Genomic DNA, 17,971 nt, shown 5'->3' with positions numbered 1-17,971 from the left:
CCGGCGGCAACAACTCTGTTCAGGACACGTCCGGCCCGTAGGCCGCAGCGATCCGACCGCCGACGATACCGCGACCGACCTCGCCCACAGGACGCGTGGTGCGGCGGGCCGCCTCGCCCTCGACCACCCGCCAGGCGGTACGGTCGGCGAGCAGCGCGGTCAGGACAGCGTGGTTGAGCTTGTGGCCGCCACGCACCGAGCGGTAGGCGCCAAGCAGCGGCAGGCCGGCCAGCGACAGGTCGCCGATCACGTCCAGCACCTTGTGGCGGGCGCATTCGTCGGCGTAGCGCAGGCCCTCGGTGTTGAGCAGCCGCTCGTCGTCGAACACGACGGTGTTGTCGAAGGAAGCGCCGAGGGCATAGCCCGCGCTCCAAAGCCGCGCGACGTCGCTCATCAGACCGAAGGTCCGGGCCCGGCCGACTTCGCGGCGGAAACGCTCCGGATTGAGGTCGAAGGCGTAGCTCTGCTGGCCGATGACAGGATTGGTGAAATCGATCTCGACCTCGACGCAGAACCCGTTGGCAAAGGGCCTGATCTCGCCGAAGGAGTCGCCGATCTTGACCGAGATCGGCTTCAAAACCTGAATGAAGCGGCGCTGTGCCGGCTGGGTAACGATGCCGGCCTGGTCGATCGCCGCAATGAAGGCCGCCGCGCTGCCGTCCATGATCGGCACTTCGGGACCGTCGATCTCGATGGTGGCGTTGTCGACACCCATACCCCGCAGTGCAGCAAGCACGTGCTCGGCGGTGGACACCAGCGGACCGTTGCGATCGCCGAGGACGGTAGCGAAGTCGGTCGCGATCACCTGCTCGGCGGTCGCCTGAACTTCGCGATCACTTCCCTCGAGGCCGGTGCGGACAAAAATAAAACCCGCGTCGACAGGCGCAGGCCCAAGGGTGAGAGTGACGGGAAGACCGGAATGAACGCCCACGCCTGCCACGGAGGCTTGCGCACGAAGCGTTGTTTGCCGGCTAAATTTCATCAGGAACCCGCCCCACTACGACCCACTGCGACTTATACGAGACCCACTTGGCCGGCCAGTGCCGAGCTCCTGCGAATCCGTATCCCCAAGTCACGGCAAACCATAGTCACTGCCTCAAACAGCGCCAACTCACGCTTTTTTACCGATTGTTACCCCAAACCTGCCGTATTCGCGCCAAGGCTTAACCAAATTGCGCCGAGGTTTCGGGTCGCTTCCGGCAGTTTGACTGAACACCCAAACACGTAATTAATTATTTAAAATCAGTTGCTTGTCTGCGCAATCCGGATATGCACGCGACAAAAGGAAAGGTCCCGGCAAGCTTGTTGCCGGGACCTTTTTTCGTCTGCCTTATTGTAACAATCCTCAGGTCGCCTGCCGCCGCAGGAAGGCCGGGATATCAAGATGGTCGTCGCCCTGTGGCGCCGGCGCAACAGGCGCCGGACGGCCGTGCATGTCCAGCCCCTGCGGCGCGGGACGGCGGGCATACTCGGATACCGGCTCGCTCGACGCGATCTGCTGCGCCACGGTCTTCTGCTGCCGGCGCTCGGGCAGCGGCGGCATCGCGGGACCGGCGGTGCGGGCCGCGACCGGCGGCTCGCTTTCCTCGTCGCGACGGCCGAGGCCGACATTGGCGAGGCGCTGCAGCAGCGACAGGCGGGTCTTCTGCGGAGTCTCCTCCTCGACCTCGCCGCGGGCCTGGCGAATCTCGGCCTGGGCCGGCATCGGCAGCTCATCGAGGCGCGGCATACGCGGCGCACGGACCGGCGCACGCTCGGCCTGCGGCGGGATGAAGTTTTCCGGCGTCATCGGCTCCTGCATCGCGACCGGGGCCATGTCGGGCTCCGGAAACAGCGTCGGCTTCTGCGCGATCGGGCGCACGGTGACGTCGCCATAGGTCTGCATCGGCGCAGGCGCCTGCGGGACCTCCGCAACGGCGGCGGCGATGGCGGCCAGCGCGGCGCGCTCGACATTCGGACAGGGCGCCATCGGCGCGGCAGCGACCGGGGCTGCGGCCGGAATCTGGCCTTCCAGCTTCTGGGCGCGCTCAGCCATACGCTGATTGTCGGCGCGGAGCCGCGCGGTCAGGTCGGCAAGACGGCTCTCGGCGGCGACGGCCGGAACTGCGGGCGCCTGCTGCGCCTGCGGCGCCGCGTTCGCAACCGGGGCGGAGGTCGCCTGGCTGTTGCGGGCGATCGCGGCCTGCTCGATGCCGGTGGCAACGACGGAGACGCGGATCAGGCCGTCGAGCGCTTCGTCGAAGGTGGCGCCGACGATGATGTTGGCGTCCTGGTCGACTTCCTCGCGGATACGGGTCGCGGCTTCGTCGACCTCGAACAGGGTGAGGTCCTTGCCGCCGGTGATGGAGATGAGGAGGCCCTTGGCACCCTTCATCGAGCTATCGTCGATCAGCGGGTTGGCGATCGCGGCTTCGGCGGCGGTCAGCGCCCGCTTGTCGCCGGAGGCTTCGCCGGTGCCCATCATCGCCTTGCCCATTTCCCTCATCACCGCCCTCACATCGGCGAAGTCGAGGTTGATCAGGCCTTCCTTGACCATCAGGTCGGTGATGCAGGCAACGCCCGAGTACAGCACCTGGTCGGCCATCGCGAAGGCGTCGGCGAAGGTGGTCTTCTCGTTGGCGACCCGGAACAGGTTCTGGTTCGGGATGATCAGCAGCGTATCCACGACCTTGTGAAGCTCGTTGATGCCGGCTTCCGCCGTGCGCATGCGGCGGCCGCCCTCGAAGTGGAAGGGCTTGGTCACGACGCCGACGGTGAGGATGCCCATATCGCGCGCGGTCTTGGCGATCACGGGAGCTGCACCGGTACCGGTGCCGCCGCCCATGCCCGCGGTGACGAACACCATGTTGGCGCCCGAGAGATGGTCGCGCAGCTCGTCGATCACCTCTTCCGCCGCCGCCGCGCCGACGTTCGGCTGCGAGCCGGCGCCGAGGCCTTGCGTGACCGCCGTGCCCATCTGCACGATGCGCTGCGCCTTCGACATCGTCAGCGCCTGCGCGTCGGTGTTGGCGACCACGAAGTCGACGCCCTGGAGGCCCGCCGTGATCATGTTGTTGACGGCGTTGCCACCGGCGCCGCCGACGCCGAACACGGTGATCCGGGGCTTCAACTCGTGAATATCAGGAACGTTGATGCTGATGGTCATGTTTGCCTCTCGATCACGTGCGCGTGGGTTCGCCCCGGCCGGCGGCCGCGGGAGTTGGTGAAAGTCGGGAATTGCGGAAATGAATCATCAGAAGCCCTCGCGTAGCCATCGTCCGACCTTTCCGAAATAACCGCCGGTCCCTGTCCTGACCTGCTGCCGCGTATGCCGCGGTTCGACATGTTCGTGGTGAACATATTGCGGGTAGACGAGGAGTCCGGCGGGCACCGCGAACGCGGCGTTCTTCGCCTCGTTGGGCAGCCGGCCGAAGCCGAGCGGACGTCCGACCCGCACGGGCCGGCCGAGAATCTGGGTGCCGAGTTCGACGAGGCCGGTCAGCTGCGAGGCGCCGCCCGAGAGTACGACCCGGCCGTTGGGCTCTGAGGCGAAGGGCGAATCCTTCAGCTTGTCCCGAACCATTTCGAAGACTTCCTCGGCACGGTGCTTGACGATGTTGGCGATGGTGGCGCGAGAGACGATCTGCGGCAGATCCTGCTCGTCACCGGCTGTCGGCACAGACATCAGCTCACGCGAGTCCGATCCGCCGGTGATGACGGTCCCGTATAACGTCTTGATTCGCTCGGCATCGGCAATGGTCGCGGAGAGTCCCCGCGCCAGATCCATCGTGATGTGTTGCCCGCCGACCGCAAAACCCGCCGCATGCACGAAACGGCCGCCCGAATAAACGGCAATCGTTGTGGTGCCGGCGCCCATCTCGACGACCGCTGCGCCGAGATCGGCCTCGTCGTCGGTCAGCACCGACAATCCGGCGACATATGGGCTCGCCGCCATGGCTTCGACATTGATGTGGCAGCGTTCGACCGCCAGCATCAGGTTCCGCGCCACGGTGGCGTCGCAGGTGACGACGTTCATGTCGACGCCGAATTGATGGGCGACCATGCCGCGGGCGTCGCGGATACCCTTGACGCCGTCGAGCGTGTAGCCGACCGGCAGCGCGTGCAGCACGGTGCGGCCTTCGCCGGTGGCGTGACGCATGCCGGTCGAGGTGACGCGGCTGACATCGGCCTGCGTCACGGCGCCACCACGGATGTCGGCGGCGGCCTCGACCAGTTGGCCGGAAAGCCGGCCGCCGGAGACCGAGAGCAGCACGGACTCGACCCGCACCTTGGCCATTTTCTCCGCGAGCGCGACGGCCTGGCGCACGGCCTGCTCGCATTCGGTAAGGTCGATCACCGCCCCGGCCTTCATGCCGCGCGACTGGATCTGGCTGTAACCGATCAGTTCCACCGCATGGGTGCGGCCGCGCAGCGCCTCGCTCGGCGGTGACGGCTTCAGCCGCGCGATCATGCAGGCGATCTTGCTGGTGCCGATGTCGAGACAGGCGACGAGGCCGCCGCGCTTGTGCGGCATCGGGCGCGTCTTCGGCGTCTGGGTGCGATCGAGACCGGTCATGCGGCGTCCCCGGCCTTCTTTTTCTTCTTGTCCTTGAACAGCTCCTCGCGCGCCTTGGCGGCGTCCTCGGACAGCTGCACCACCAGACGATCAGGCAGGCGCATGTCGACGGCGACGATGTCGCGCGAGAACAGCCTGTCCTCCTTGTCGAGCTTGGACAGCATCGCCAGCGCGTTGCCGACGTCCTGCTCGGGCAGGCGGATGTCGAGACCGTCCTTGAGCCTCAGGTTCCAGCGCCGCTCGCCGACGAAGATCGCGGCCTTGGTGATCGAGTTGACCTGCGGATAGCGCGCCAGCAGCGCGAGGAAATCGCGGGCCTGGCTCTCGGCGCCCTTGCCGACCACGAGCGGCAGCGACAGGAAGCGGCGCGAGACATAGGGTTCGAGCACGGCGCCGTCATCGGCGATCACCGAGAGCCGGCCGGCCTCCTGCCACAGCGCGAATGGCTTGCGCTCGGTGAGCTCGATCATCAGCTGGCCCGGATAGAGCTTCAGCACGGTCGCATCGGCGATCCACGGATTGCCCTTGAGCTTGTCGCGCACCGCGTCAGCATCGAGGAACAGCAGCGAGGAACGGCCGCTGACGCCGCCGATCGCCAGGATCTCGTCCTGGGTGAGCTGCTTGCGGCCATTGATCACGACGGAGGTGATGCGGAAGCCCGCGGAATTGGCCAGCGCGTTGCGGGCATCGCTGACCGCGGTGATGAAATCCTGGAGATGGCCGCCCTTGACGATGCCGAAACCGCAGCTTCCGATGAGCAGCAGCACGGTCATGCTGATCCCGACCCGGCGCGGCAGATAGCGCTCGATCAGCGCGACCACGCGCGGCGGCGGCTCACGCTCGACGATGGCCTTGGCCTTGATCTTGGCGGCAGCACGCGCGGCGTGAAGTCTTTGCTGGCGCTTGTCCTGCAGCCACTCGCGCAGAAGCACGACCGCTCCGACAGCGGCCGCCTTCAGGTCGGCTTGGGGCCTCAGCGATCTGAAAAGCGACCGGGTGAGGCTTCCTGCTCCATCCATTGCACGAGCTCGTCAACAGTTTGCCCGCGACATCGCGCGGATCCTGGCGAACATGACGTCTTCGACGTGCCGGGCCGGGTGCTGGTCTTCAGCAGAAGAAGCCTCTCCCCTTCAAAGCGTTCGCTGGAGGTGACGTCACCCCCGAGAGCTCACGCGCCGGCAGCCAAAGCGCCATATGCGCCGCCAGCGTTAACCTTCGGACGTCCTGGTAAACAAAAGGTAAAGTTCGTTAACGTCCGGCGCATTTTGCCCCGCGATGTGAGGCATTTATGCCGTGATGTCCGGCATTTTACCGGTTTTGGACCCCAAACCGGCCCGTTTCGCCGATTCGGCCGTTAACCAGTCCTAATTATTTCGGCACGCGCTGCCCGGCGAGCTCCACCAGGCCGCGCAGGAAGTCGACGAATTCGATGCCCTCGGCTTTCAGCGCCTTGGGGTAGAGCGAGGACTTGGTCAGCCCGGGCAGCGTGTTGGTCTCGAGATAGATGAGGCCCTTGTCCGAGACGATGAAGTCCGACCGGGAATAGCCGGCGCAGGACATCGCGCGGTGCGCCAGCATCGCCTGGGCCTTCAGCGCCGCGGTGATCTCGGGTGCGAAACGACCGGGGCAGATCTCCTGGGTCGATTTCAGGAGATATTTTGCAGCGTAATCGAAATTGCCCTCGCCCGGAATGATCTCGATCGGCGGCAGCGACATGATCGAACCATCGGTGCGCTCCAGCACGCCGCAGGTCGCCTCGACGCCGGCGATGTAGGGCTCGATGACGTACTCTTCGTGCTTGGCCGCGTTGCGGACGGCGACGAGATCCTGCTTGGCGTTGACGAAGATCAGGCCGTAGCTCGATCCGTCGCGCGCCGGCTTTGCGATCAGCCTGCCGTATTCGGCAAATGCCTCGTCGATCTCGTCGAGCGCTATGTTTGCCGGTGACGTCACGCCGCCAAGCGCGGCGAAATGCTTGGCCGCGATCTTGTCGAAGGCCAGATGCGAGGAGGCCGAGCCAGAGCCGGTGAAAGGCACGCCGCGCGCTTCGCACATCACCTGCAATTCGCCGTTCTCGGCGCGCCCGCCATGCAGGCCGAGCACCAGGACGCGACCTTCCGCCTTCGCCCGGTCGAGTGCCTGCTCCAGCGGGATGCCGCGCGTTCCGGGCTTGAACTCGTCCTCGAAGGGGCGGGCATGTTCGAGCAGTTGCTTCGACTGCACCACATGCACCTTGTCCTCGACATCCCACCACCACAGATCGGCCTCGGGCAATGCCTGATGCAGGGCTTGGGCCGAGGCGACCGAAACCAGACGCTCGCGGTTGGAGCCGCCGAAGAGGATGGTGGTGCGCATGTCTTTTGTTACCTATCCTAGCCAGTCGTCGTCATTCCGGGATGCGCCGTAAGGCGCAGGCCCGGAATCCATAACCACGAGCCGGGGTTATGGATTCCGGGCTCGCGACTGCGTCGCGCCCCGGAATGACACTCACACGGAAACCCCGATCCGCTTGATTTCCCAGTGTAGCTCAATTCCGGAATTTGCCTTCACGCGTTCGCGCACGGTCTCGCCCAGCGTCTCGATGTCGTGTGCGGTGGCATCGCCCGTGTTGATCAGGAAATTGCAGTGCATCTCGGAGACCTGCGCGCCGCCGACGCGCAAGCCGCGGCAGCCGGCGGCATCGACCAGCTTCCAGGCGGAATGGCCGGGCGGGTTCTTGAAGGTCGAGCCGCCGGTCTTCTCGCGGATCGGCTGTGCGGTCTCGCGATGCGTCTGCACCTCCGCCATGCGCGCGCGGATCGCATCGGCATCCTTGATCTCGCCGCGAAACCGCGCGGAGGTGAAGATGATGGAGGGATCGACGCCGCTGTTGCGGTAGACGAACTTCATGTCGGCATTGGAGAAGGTGTGCTTCGTGCCGTCGCGCCCGACACCGCGCGCCTCGATCAGCACGTCCTTGGTCTCGCCGCCATTGGCGCCCGCATTCATCCGCAGTGCGCCGCCGATGGTGCCGGGAATACCGAAGTAGAATTCGAGCCCGCCGATATTGGCAGATGCAGCCACTTCCGCCACGCGCTTGTCGAGCGTGGCAGCACCGGCGGTGACGACATTGCCGCTCGCAATCGCCTCGCCAAAGGCGCGCGGCGCGAGACGGATCACCACGCCGGCAATGCCGCCGTCGCGCACGATCAAATTGGAGCCGACGCCAACGACGTAGACGGGAATGTCGGGCGCAAGATGCGCGAGGAAGTAAGCGAGATCGTCCTCATCCGCCGGCGTGAACAGCACCTGGGCAGGGCCGCCGACGCGAAACCAGGTCAGCTCGGCCAGCGACTGGTTGGCCAGCAGCCGCCCGCGCAGCTCCGGCATCGCGGCTTTGAGCTCGGGCGTGATGTCGGGAAAGCTCATGCCACTTCCTCAAGTGCAGAAGGCACAAACTCTCCGTTCCCTCCCCCCTTGTGGGGTCCGAGGCGAGCGAAGCTCGCTCTCGAGGTCAGGGAGGGGGGTAGCCACGAACTCAGAGCTCGCCCGGGGCCACCCCTCTCCCCCGCCCTCCTCCGCAAGGGGGGAGGGAGCGCAGCGTGCTCCGTGGTGAATAGTGAAATCAAAATCACCGCCCTATCCCAGCGCCTTCAGTTGGTCCGGCAGCGCATACGCCCATTGCGTGATGTTGCCGGCCCCTAAGCACACGACGAGATCGCCGGACTTCGCCAATGCCTTGACGATGCCCGCGAGCTCGGAGGATGCCGGCAGTGGAATCACCTCGCGATGGCCATGCGCGCGCAGGCCCGTCACGAAATGATCGCGGTCGATGCCGTCGATCGGCGCTTCGCCGGCGGCATAGACGTCGGCGACGACAACCGCATCGGCATCGTTGAAGCAGGTGCAGAATTCCTCGAACAACGATTGCAGGCGGGTGTAGCGATGCGGCTGCACCACGGCGATGATCTTGCCAGTGAAGGAATCGCGCGCCGCCCTCAGCACCGCCGCGATTTCCACGGGGTGATGACCGTAATCGTCGATCACGGTGACGCCGTTCCATTCGCCGGTCTTGGTGAAGCGGCGCTTGACGCCGCCGAAGCCGGCGATCGCCTTGCGGATCGCTTCGTCGGACACGCAGAGCTCGCGCGCGACCGCAATCGCGGCCGTCGCGTTGGAGGCGTTGTGGCGTCCCGGCATCGGCAGCATGAGGTCGGCGATCTCGTGCACGGCGCCGGTCTTGCGATCGCGGAACGCGACCTTGAATTTCGATCCGCCGCCCATCGGGGTCAGATCGACCAGCCGCACATCGGCCTGCGGATTTTCGCCGTACGTGACGATGCGGCGGTCCTCGATCTTGCCAACGAGACTCTGCACGACCGGGTGATCGATGCACATCACCGCGAAGCCGTAGAACGGCAGGTTCTCGACGAAATGGCGGAACGCGTCCTGCACGGCCTCGAAGGTCTTGAAGTGATCGAGATGCTCGGGGTCGACAGTGGTGACGATCGCGACATCCGTCGGCAGCTTCAGGAACGTGCCGTCGCTCTCGTCGGCTTCCACCACCATCCAGTCGCCCGCGCCAAGGCGCGCATTGGAGCCATAGGCATTGATGATGCCGCCGTTGATGACGGTGGGATCGAGACCGCCGGCGTCGAGCAGCGTTGCGACCATCGTGGTCGTCGTGGTCTTGCCGTGGGTGCCGGCGATCGCGACGCAGCTCTTCAGCCGCATCAGCTCGGCCAGCATCTCGGCGCGGCGCACCACGGGAATGCGCCGCTCGCGCGCCGCCATCAGTTCCGGATTGTCACGCTTGATCGCGGTCGAGACCACGACGACCTCGGCGCCATCGACATTCTCGGCCCTGTGGCCGACCGAGACCTTTGCGCCCTTCTTGCGCAGACGATCGAGATTGTAATTGTCGGAGGCGTCCGAGCCCTGCACGGCATAACCGAGATTGACCAGCACCTCGGCGATCCCGCTCATGCCGATTCCGCCGATCCCGACGAAGTGGATGGGTCCGATCTCGCGCGGCAGTCTCATGCTCTGTTCCCTGACCTCGCCGCCTGAAACGGCGGTATCTGGCGAAGGTCACGGCCAAATCAGCCGCGCCGTTCTTACTGGATGCCCCGCTTTAGAAGGCGAAGACAAGGGCTTTTTCGCGTCAGATTCCCGCGACTTTGACCACCAGATCGGCCAGTCGCTCGGCGGCGTCGAGCCGGCCGGCGCCGCGGGCGGCCTGCGCCATGGCGGCAAGGCGCGCGGGCTCGGCGGCGAAGGCGGAGATTTCGGAGGCCAGCCGGTCGGAGCTGAACTCGGCCTGCGGGATGCGGATCGCGCCATCCACCTTGACCAGCACGCCGGCATTGGCGAACTGGTCCTGGTCGATCGAGCCGGGCAGCGGCACCAGGATCGAGGGCCGGCCGATCGCCGCGAGCTCTGCCACTGTCCCGGCGCCGGAGCGCGATACCACGAGATGATTGGAGGCAAGCCGTGCCGGCAAATCGGTGAAGAACGGCGCCAGCTCGACCTTGATCTTGAGCTTGTCATAGACTGCGCGCACACGCGCCATGTCCTCGTCCCGCACCTGCTGGGTGAGGACAAGACGGCCCCACAGCGCAGGCTCGAGCCGCTCGATCGCGCCGGGCACGATGTCGGCCATAATGCGCGCGCCCTGGCTGCCGCCGACGACGAGCAGGCGCAACGGGCCGTTCACGTCGGGCGCGGCGTAAGGCACGGCAGCCGCGGCAAGCACCGCGGGCCGCATCGGCGTGCCGACCGTCGTGGTCTTGCCGGAGAGTGCCGGATCGCGGTCGAGCACGCCGGGCAATGACGTCGCGATCGCGCGCACGCGGCTCGAGAGGAACCGGTTGGCGCGGCCGAGCACGGCGTTGGCGTCGTGGATGATGCCGGGCACGCCGGCGAATTTCGCAGCGACCAGCGGCGGCAGCGTCGGATAGCCGCCGAAGCCGACGACGGCGACGGGCTTCAAGCGCTTGATCAGGGCGTAGGCCGACAGCGTGCCGGCGGCGAGCGTGAGGCCGGCATAGGCGAGCTGGAGCGGATTGCGGCCGCGTGCGGTCTCGCTCGCGACAACGTCGATCACGTCCTTGGTGAACAGCCCGCTGTAACGCAGCGCGCGTTCATCCGTGACGAGGCGGACGCGAAAGCCACGCCGGATCAATTCGACGCCGAGTGCCTCGGCCGGAAACAGATGGCCGCCAGTGCCGCCCGCGGCGAGAAGAATCAGGGGGGAATTGTTCATGGTGGGGGAGTTTTACCGGGAGTTTTCCGTCATTGCGAGCCGGCTACGAAGGTGTTCGTTCCCCGGGGCGCAGCGCAGCGCGCTCCTGGCGATGCGAAGCATCGTCCAGTTCAGCGTGGTGCGCTGCTGAACCGGGGCGATTGGTGCGGCATTCTGGGTCCCGGCTCTGCGCTCCGCTTCGCGGAACTGGTCCGGGACACGAGAGCGGTCAGGCGTAACTCCGCATCGCGTCGGCGTGGCCGCTGGCCTCGACCTCGGTGCGTGGGCGCAGGCGCGTCAGCGCCAGCATCATGCCGACGCCATAGGCGAGCGACACGATCGAGGAGCCGCCATAGGAGATGAACGGCAGCGTCATGCCCTTGGCGGGGATCAGCTGGAGGTTCACTGACATATTGATCGCCGCCTGCACGCCGAACAGGATGGCAAGGCCGGAAGCCGCGAAGCGCGAGAACATGTCCTCATTGGCATAGGCGCGCGACAGCGTGCGGATGACGACGAAGGCGAACAGCGTCAGCATCGCTAGGCACAGGATGATGCCGAACTCTTCGGCCGCGACCGCGAACACGAAGTCGGTGTGACTGTCCGGCAGGCTGCGCTTGGCGATGCCCTCGCCCGGTCCGAGCCCGAACCAGCCGCCGTTGTAGAAGGCTTCCATGGCGGTATCGACCTGGAAGGTGTCGCCCGAGGCCGGGTTCATGAAGCGCTTGATGCGGCCCGCGACATGCGGGACGAACAAATAGGCGCTGAACAGACCGGCCGCACCGAGACCCGCGAGGCCGAACACCCAGATCATGCGCATGCCCGCGATGAAGAACAGCGAGCCCCACACCATCAGGATCAGCATGGTTTGGCCGAAATCCGGCTCCATCACCAGCAGCGCGACCAGCATCATGAGAAGCACCAGCGCCATCGAGGTCGCGGGCATCTCCGGGCGCTTGGTCGATTCCGCGAACAACCAGGCGGCGATGACGACGAACGACGGCTTTGCGATTTCAGAGGCTTGGATGTTGACGCCGAGCAGCGTGATCCAGCGCCGCGAGCCCTTCACTTCGGGCCCGATCGCGAGTGTCAGCACGATCAGGATGATGCTGGCCGCGAAGATGATCAGCGCCGAGCGGCGGATCGCGCGCGGCGACAGGAAGGAGACCCCGAGCAGCACCAGGCAGGACGGGAGAAGGAACATCACGTGGCGGCTGAAGAAGTGGAAGGGATCAAGCCCGATACGGGTCGCAACCGGCGGGCTCGCCGCCAGCGACAGGATCACCCCGGTCAGCATCAGCGCCAGGATGGCGCCCATCAGCGGCTTGTCGACGGTCCACCACCACTCGGAAAAGGGGGTGCGTTCTTCACGGGAGAGCATGGGCGGCCGCTTTCGGACAGAGGTCCGTCCATTGGTCGCCGAGGTTGGTTACCGGGGGGTTAAGGAAGTGGATGAAGTTGTGCACAGTCTCGTGCCCCGGACGCAGCGCAGCGCCATAAGCGCGTTTACGCGCGTCTTCGACACGCTATTGCGGTGCGCTGCAGAGCCGGAGGCCTAGCAGCTTCTGGGTCCCGGCTCGCGCTACGCGCGTCCGGGACACGAGAACTCGCTACACCACCGGCTTCACGCCCGGCAGCGCCTGCACCAGCTCGCGGAACTTGGTCCCGCGGATCTCGAAGTTGCGGTACTGGTCGAAGGAGGCACAGGCGGGCGAGAGCAGCACGACGGCATCAGCGAGCCCTGAGGCTTCCGCATCGCGCGCGGCGTGCTCGACGGCGACGTCCAGCGTCTGGCTGATCTCGTGCGCGACTGGGCCCAGCGTTCCCGAAAACTCGTGCGCGGCTTCGCCGATCAGATAGGCTTTTCGGATGCGCGGGAAGTAGCCGGTCAGGCCAGTGATGCCGCCGGCCTTCGGCTTGCCGCCGGCTATCCAGAAGATGTCGGCGAAAGACGACAGCGCATGCGCGGTGGCGTCGGCGTTGGTACCCTTGGAGTCATTGACGAACAGCACGTTGCCGCGGCGGCCCACCTGCTCCATGCGGTGCGCGAGGCCGGGAAAGCTGCGCAAGCCATTCTGCAGCACGTCCTGGTTGATGCCCATCGCCAGCGCGGCGGCGGCGGCGAAGGCCGCGTTCTGCGCATTGTGCTGGCCGCGCAGCGAACCGATGCCGCCGAGCTTTGCGATCTCGCTGCGGGCGCCACCCGCGGTGCGCACGATATTGCCGTGCTCGACATGGATGCCAGAAGCCAGCGGGTTCTTGACGGAGATGCGCACGACGGTCTTGCCGGCGCGGTCGAGCCGGTCGGCGATGTCGCGGCAGAAGCCGTCGTCGACGCCGACGATCGCGGTGCCGCCAGCTTGCACGCCGGCAACGAGGCGCTCCTTCACCGCAGCGTAGTGCGCGATGGTGCCGTGGCGATCGATATGATCCTCGCTGACATTGAGCAGGATGCCGACGGAGGGATCGAGCGAGGGCGTGAGGTCGATCTGGTAGGATGACATCTCGATGACGTGGACGCGGCCCATGCGCGGCGGCTCCAGCGACAGGATCGCGGTGCCGATATTGCCGCCCATCTGGGTATCGTAGCCGGCGACTTTCGTGAGGTGCGCGATCAGCGCCGTCGTGGTCGACTTGCCATTGGTGCCGGTGATCGCGACGAACCGCGCATCCGGCGCATGGCGCCGCCGCTCGCGGCAGAACAGCTCGATGTCGCCGATCACCTCGCAACCTGCCTCGCGCGCCTTCAGCACGCTCCAATGCGGCACCGGATGGGTCAGCGGCACGCCGGGCGCGAGCACGAGCGCGGCAAAACTCGCCCAGGACACGTTGCGCAAATCTGCGGTGATGAAGCCGGCCTGCGCGGCCTTGGCGACGTTCTCGGCGTTGTCGTCGGCGGCGATCACCTCGGCGCCGCCGGCCTTCAGCGCGTGGCAGGAGGCGAGCCCCGAGCCGCCGAGGCCGAACACCGCGACGGTCTTGCCGGCAAAGGACGTGACGGGGATCATCGATCGATCACCGCAGCTTCAGCGTGGAGAGACCGGCCAGCGCCAGCATCACCGAGATGATCCAGAAGCGGATCACGATCTGCGGCTCGGTCCAGCCGAGCTGCTCGAAATGGTGATGGATCGGCGCCATCCGGAAGATGCGTTTGCCCGTCAGCTTGAACGAGACCACCTGCACGATGACGGAGACCGCCTCCAGCACGAACAGGCCACCGATCACCGCGAGCACGATCTCGTGCTTCACCGCGACCGCGATGGCGCCGAGCATGCCGCCGAGCGCGAGCGAGCCGGTGTCGCCCATGAAGATCGAGGCGGGCGGCGCGTTGAACCAGAGGAAGCCGAGGCCGGCGCCCAGCAGTGCGCCGCAGAGCACCGCGAGCTCGCCGGTGCCGGCGACATATTTGATCTGCAGATATTCGGCGAACACCGCATTACCGGCGAGATAGGCGATCATCGCGAAGCTCGCGGTCGCGATCATCACGGGAACGATGGCGAGGCCGTCGAGCCCGTCGGTGAGGTTCACCGCGTTGCCGGAGCCGACGATGACGAAGGCGCCGAAGATGACGAAGAACCAGCCGAAATGCAGCACGGTGTCCTTGAGGAACGGAATCGTCAGCGCGGTCGATGCGGGATCGCGGTTCAGCCGCACCAGCGCATAGCAGGCCACCAGCGCGATCGCCGCCTCGATCAGCAGGCGAAGCTTGCTGCCGAACCCGGTCGTGGTCTGCTTGGTCACCTTGAGGTAATCGTCATAGAAGCCGACGAAGCCGAAGCCGAGCGTCACCGCCAGCACGATCCAGACGTAGGGATTGAGCGGATTGGCCCACAGCACGGTGCCGACCGTGAGGCCGGACAGGATCATCAGCCCGCCCATGGTGGGCGTGCCCTTCTTGGCGAGGTGCGATTGCGGACCGTCGGTCCGGATCGGCTGACCCTTGCCCTGACGGATGCGCAAGTGATCGATGATCCAGGGCCCGAACAGGAACACGAACAGCGCGCCGGTGACGACGGCGCCGCCGGTACGGAAGGTGATGTAGCGGAAGACGTTCAGGAAGGTGCGAACGGCACCGAAGCCCGGAAATGTGTTGGAGAGCTCGATCAGCCAGTAAAACATTCAGACGGTCCTATGGCGCCTTTGCACACGCGGTCTCGGCCTTGATCTTGGTCTTTACCTTGGCCTCAACGTGCCTCACGCGCATTCGCTGGTCTTCATCATGGGTCGCGACCTCCGGGAAACCGGACGGCTTCGCGCCGCAAAGGGTGGGATTCGGGAACGGCGCCTTCCAAGCAGTTTACGCCTTTGCCTGCAAGGCGGCCACCAGGCCCGGCACAAACTTGTTGACCCAGAACATCTTCTTGCTGCCCTTGACAACCACGACGTCGCCTGCCTTCAGCAGGTTCGCGACCTCACTCGGCTTCAGCGTGGCGGGATCGCCGTGCCAGCCGAGGCCCTTGCCGGCCGGGAGCACATCGTAGAGGTGGCGCATCAGAGGGCCGACGCAGTAGATTCCGTCAATCCCGTCGAGATGCTTGGCAAGGCCGGTGTGATAGCCTGGTGCATCATCGCCCAGCTCCAGCATGTCACCGAGCACGGCAACGCGGCGGCCGCCGGTCACATTGCGCGCCTGGAGGCTTTGCAGCGCAGCGGCCACGCTGGCCGGATTGCCGTTGAAACTGTCGTCGATCACGGTGATACCGCCGACCGCCTGCTCGACGCCGCGGCCAGTCATGATGCCGACCCGATCGAGCTTGATCGCCAGCGTCGCCGCATCGAGACTCGCGGCGCGGATGGCGGCGAGCGCGGCCAGCGCATTCTGCACGCGGTGCGGCGCGCCCGGCGTCAGGCTGAAGGCGATCTGCTTCTTGCCGATCATGGCCACGACCTGCCAGCTCTCGCCATGCGGCGCGTGCGTGACCTCATGCACCTCGGCATGTTCGCCAAAGCGCACCACCTTGCCCTTCCATTCGGATGCCTTTAGCCCGGCCGGCAGCACCAGCACCCCGTCCTCGGGCAGGCCGAGCGCGATCGACACCTTCTCGCGGCGGATGGCTTCGAGCGAGCCGAGCTTCTCCAGATGCACGGGCTGGACATTGACGACGAGTGCGACGGTGGGCCGCGTCAGTTCGCTGAGCCGCGCGATCTCGCCTTGCTGGTTCATGCCCATCTCGACGACCCAGAGACTTGCATCGGGTCTGGCATTGCACAGAGTCAGCGGCACGCCCCAGAAATTGTTGAAGCTGGACGGACTTGCATAGGCGTTCGGATAGGCCGCCAGAAATTCCTTGGTGCTCGTCTTGCCCGCGCTGCCGGTCAGCCCGATCACAGGCCCGCGGAAGCGGGCGCGAGCGGCGCGCGCGAGGCCCCAGAGGCCGTCGATCAGCGTGTCCTTGACGACGATCTGCGGAATGCGGATGCCCGCGATCTCGTGCGGCACGATCATCGCGACTGCGCCGGAAGCTTCTGCCTTGTCCGCGAACTCCCAACCGTCGCGCGCGCTGGCGAAGGCCGAGATGAAGCCGCCGCTCGGCGTGCCGCCCAGCGCGACGAACAGGCTGCCCGGCTTCACCAGCCGGCTGTCCTGGGTGACGAAGTCGATCGGCGTGTCCGGGAACGAACCGGCAGCGCCCAGCGCGCGCGCGACGTCGGCAACTGTCCATATCGGCGCGCTCATGCAACCCTCGACGCTAATGCGGCGGCGACCGCCTCGTGATCACTGAAGGGCAAAACCTCTCCGCCGACGATCTGCCCGGTCTCGTGGCCCTTGCCGGCGACGAGTAGGGCATCGCCTTCCTGGAGTTCCTCGATCGCGGTTCGGATTGCCGCGGCACGGTCGCCGATCTCGCGGGCGCCCTTTGCGGTTGCGAGGATTTCGGCGCGAATGGTTTCGGGCTTCTCGCTGCGCGGATTGTCGTCGGTGATGATGATTCCGTCGGCGTTCTCGGCCGCGATCTCGCCCATGATCGGACGTTTGCCGGCATCGCGATCGCCTCCGGCGCCGAACACGACGACCAGCTTTCGTTTCGCATAGGGCCGCAGCGCCTGCAGCGCCTTCGCCAGCGCATCGGGCTTGTGCGCGTAGTCGACGAAGATCGGCGCACCGTTGCGCTCGCCGACGCGCTCGAGCCGTCCCTTGGCGCCTTCGAGACGCTCCAGGCTTGCGAACACGTTGGCGGCATCGCTGCCGGTACCGATCGCAAGTCCGGCCGATACCAGCGCGTTCTCGATCTGGAATTCGCCGACCAGCGGCAACCGGATCGCATAGCGCTTGCCGCGATGTTCGACTGTCAGCCTTTGCGAGAAGCCCTCGACCACGGCCTCAGTGAGACGAATGCCCTCGCCTGCCCCGTCGCCGTTGCGACCGACCGCCATCACGCGCAGGCCGCGCGACTTCGCGGCATCGATCGCTTCCGCCGAGCAATCATGATCGGCCGAGATCACCGCGGCGCCATCGGGCGGCACCAGTTCGCGGAACAGGCGGAGTTTCGCCGCGAGGTAATGCGCAACGGTCGGATGGTAGTCCATGTGGTCGCGCGAGAGATTGGTGAAACCGCCGGCGGAGACGCGTACGCCGTCGAGGCGATACTGATCGAGCCCGTGCGAGGACGCTTCGAAAGCGAGATGCGTCACGCCCTCGCGCGCGATCTCATCGATCTGTCGGTGCAGCGCGATTGGATCCGGCGTCGTCAGCGAGCCGTAGACCGTGCGCTTGGGCGAGACGAGGCCGATGGTGCCGATGCTGGCGGAGGCATGCCCCAGTCGTTCCCAGATCTGGCGCGTGAACGCGGCGACCGAGGTCTTGCCGCTGGTGCCGGTCACGGCCGCGATGGTCGCCGGCTGGGCGGGAAAGAAACTCGCCGCGGCCAGCGCCAGCGCGCGGCGTGGATTGGCAACGCTGATGAACGGCACCTTGCCACCGTCGGACGCATGATCACCCACGACAGCGACGGCGCCTGCGGCGACCGCGGCATCGACGAAGCGCGCGCCGTCGGTCTTGCTGCCGGCGAGTGCGAAGAAGAGATCGCCCGGCTTGACGACGCGGCTGTCGAGCGCGAGCCCGGTCACCTCGAGCGCGGCGATAGCGGGCTCGATCGCGGCATTGCCTGACAGATCTTGGCCTAAGAGGTCGCGCAGCTTCATGGTCTTCCAGTCGACATGCCCTGCCGGAAAGCCGAATCCCACGGAAAATC

13 protein-coding genes are annotated in these 17,971 nt (G+C 66.2%); all 13 read right to left on the bottom strand.

Annotation, left to right across the window (positions count from 1 at the left end; genetic code table 11):
- Positions 1–19: 19 nt before the first annotated feature.
- Positions 20–982 carry a UDP-3-O-acyl-N-acetylglucosamine deacetylase gene (gene lpxC, locus CIT37_RS11260; protein ID WP_028145524.1) on the bottom strand — a complete coding sequence of 321 codons (963 nt, stop codon included), beginning with the start codon at positions 980–982 and terminating at the stop codon, positions 20–22.
- Between the two features lie 363 nt (positions 983–1,345).
- On the bottom strand, positions 1,346–3,145 hold the full coding sequence (gene ftsZ / locus CIT37_RS11255) for a cell division protein FtsZ (protein ID WP_095426070.1): 1,800 nt from the start codon (positions 3,143–3,145) through the stop codon (positions 1,346–1,348).
- Positions 3,146–3,232: 87 nt separating this feature from the next.
- Positions 3,233–4,555 carry a cell division protein FtsA gene (gene ftsA / locus CIT37_RS11250; protein WP_028145526.1) on the bottom strand — a complete coding sequence of 441 codons (1,323 nt, stop codon included), beginning with the start codon at positions 4,553–4,555 and terminating at the stop codon, positions 3,233–3,235.
- A complete protein-coding gene (locus tag CIT37_RS11245) occupies positions 4,552–5,574 on the bottom strand; it encodes a cell division protein FtsQ/DivIB (RefSeq protein WP_038947675.1) in 1,023 nt (340 codons plus the stop codon). Before CIT37_RS11245 ends, ftsA begins: the two co-directional genes overlap by 4 nt.
- Before the next feature lie 349 nt (positions 5,575–5,923).
- Complete coding sequence (locus CIT37_RS11240; RefSeq protein WP_095426069.1) at positions 5,924–6,910, bottom strand: D-alanine--D-alanine ligase family protein; 987 nt, start codon at positions 6,908–6,910, stop codon at positions 5,924–5,926.
- A gap of 132 nt (positions 6,911–7,042) precedes the next feature.
- Positions 7,043–7,963: a UDP-N-acetylmuramate dehydrogenase gene (gene murB / locus CIT37_RS11235; RefSeq protein ID WP_095426068.1), complete on the bottom strand. Its 921-nt coding sequence runs from the start codon at positions 7,961–7,963 to the stop codon at positions 7,043–7,045.
- Between the two features lie 210 nt (positions 7,964–8,173).
- Entirely contained in the window at positions 8,174–9,577 is a 1,404-nt protein-coding gene (murC, locus tag CIT37_RS11230) for a UDP-N-acetylmuramate--L-alanine ligase (protein ID WP_095426067.1), read from the bottom strand.
- 121 nt (positions 9,578–9,698) lie between these two features.
- A complete protein-coding gene (gene murG / locus CIT37_RS11225) occupies positions 9,699–10,799 on the bottom strand; it encodes an undecaprenyldiphospho-muramoylpentapeptide beta-N-acetylglucosaminyltransferase (RefSeq protein ID WP_095426066.1) in 1,101 nt (366 codons plus the stop codon).
- A 208-nt stretch (positions 10,800–11,007) separates the two neighbouring features.
- Complete coding sequence (gene ftsW, locus CIT37_RS11220; RefSeq protein WP_028145532.1) at positions 11,008–12,159, bottom strand: putative lipid II flippase FtsW; 1,152 nt, start codon at positions 12,157–12,159, stop codon at positions 11,008–11,010.
- A gap of 229 nt (positions 12,160–12,388) precedes the next feature.
- Positions 12,389–13,786, bottom strand: coding sequence for a UDP-N-acetylmuramoyl-L-alanine--D-glutamate ligase (gene murD, locus CIT37_RS11215; protein ID WP_095426065.1), 1,398 nt, complete (start codon positions 13,784–13,786; stop codon positions 12,389–12,391).
- 7 nt (positions 13,787–13,793) lie between these two features.
- Complete coding sequence (gene mraY / locus CIT37_RS11210; RefSeq protein ID WP_018318673.1) at positions 13,794–14,897, bottom strand: phospho-N-acetylmuramoyl-pentapeptide-transferase; 1,104 nt, start codon at positions 14,895–14,897, stop codon at positions 13,794–13,796.
- Positions 14,898–15,075: 178 nt separating this feature from the next.
- The gene (locus tag CIT37_RS11205) at positions 15,076–16,455 is read right to left on the bottom strand and encodes a UDP-N-acetylmuramoyl-tripeptide--D-alanyl-D-alanine ligase (RefSeq protein WP_095426064.1); all 1,380 of its coding nucleotides are present in this window, start codon (positions 16,453–16,455) and stop codon (positions 15,076–15,078) included.
- On the bottom strand, positions 16,452–17,921 hold the full coding sequence (locus CIT37_RS11200) for a UDP-N-acetylmuramoyl-L-alanyl-D-glutamate--2,6-diaminopimelate ligase (RefSeq protein WP_095426133.1): 1,470 nt from the start codon (positions 17,919–17,921) through the stop codon (positions 16,452–16,454). Before CIT37_RS11200 ends, CIT37_RS11205 begins: the two co-directional genes overlap by 4 nt.
- Positions 17,922–17,971: the final 50 nt, after the last annotated feature.

It is taken from the genome of Bradyrhizobium ottawaense (genome assembly GCF_002278135.3).
Lineage (GTDB): Bacteria > Pseudomonadota > Alphaproteobacteria > Rhizobiales > Xanthobacteraceae > Bradyrhizobium > Bradyrhizobium ottawaense.
This window is presented reverse-complemented; position numbering and strand designations above follow the sequence as displayed.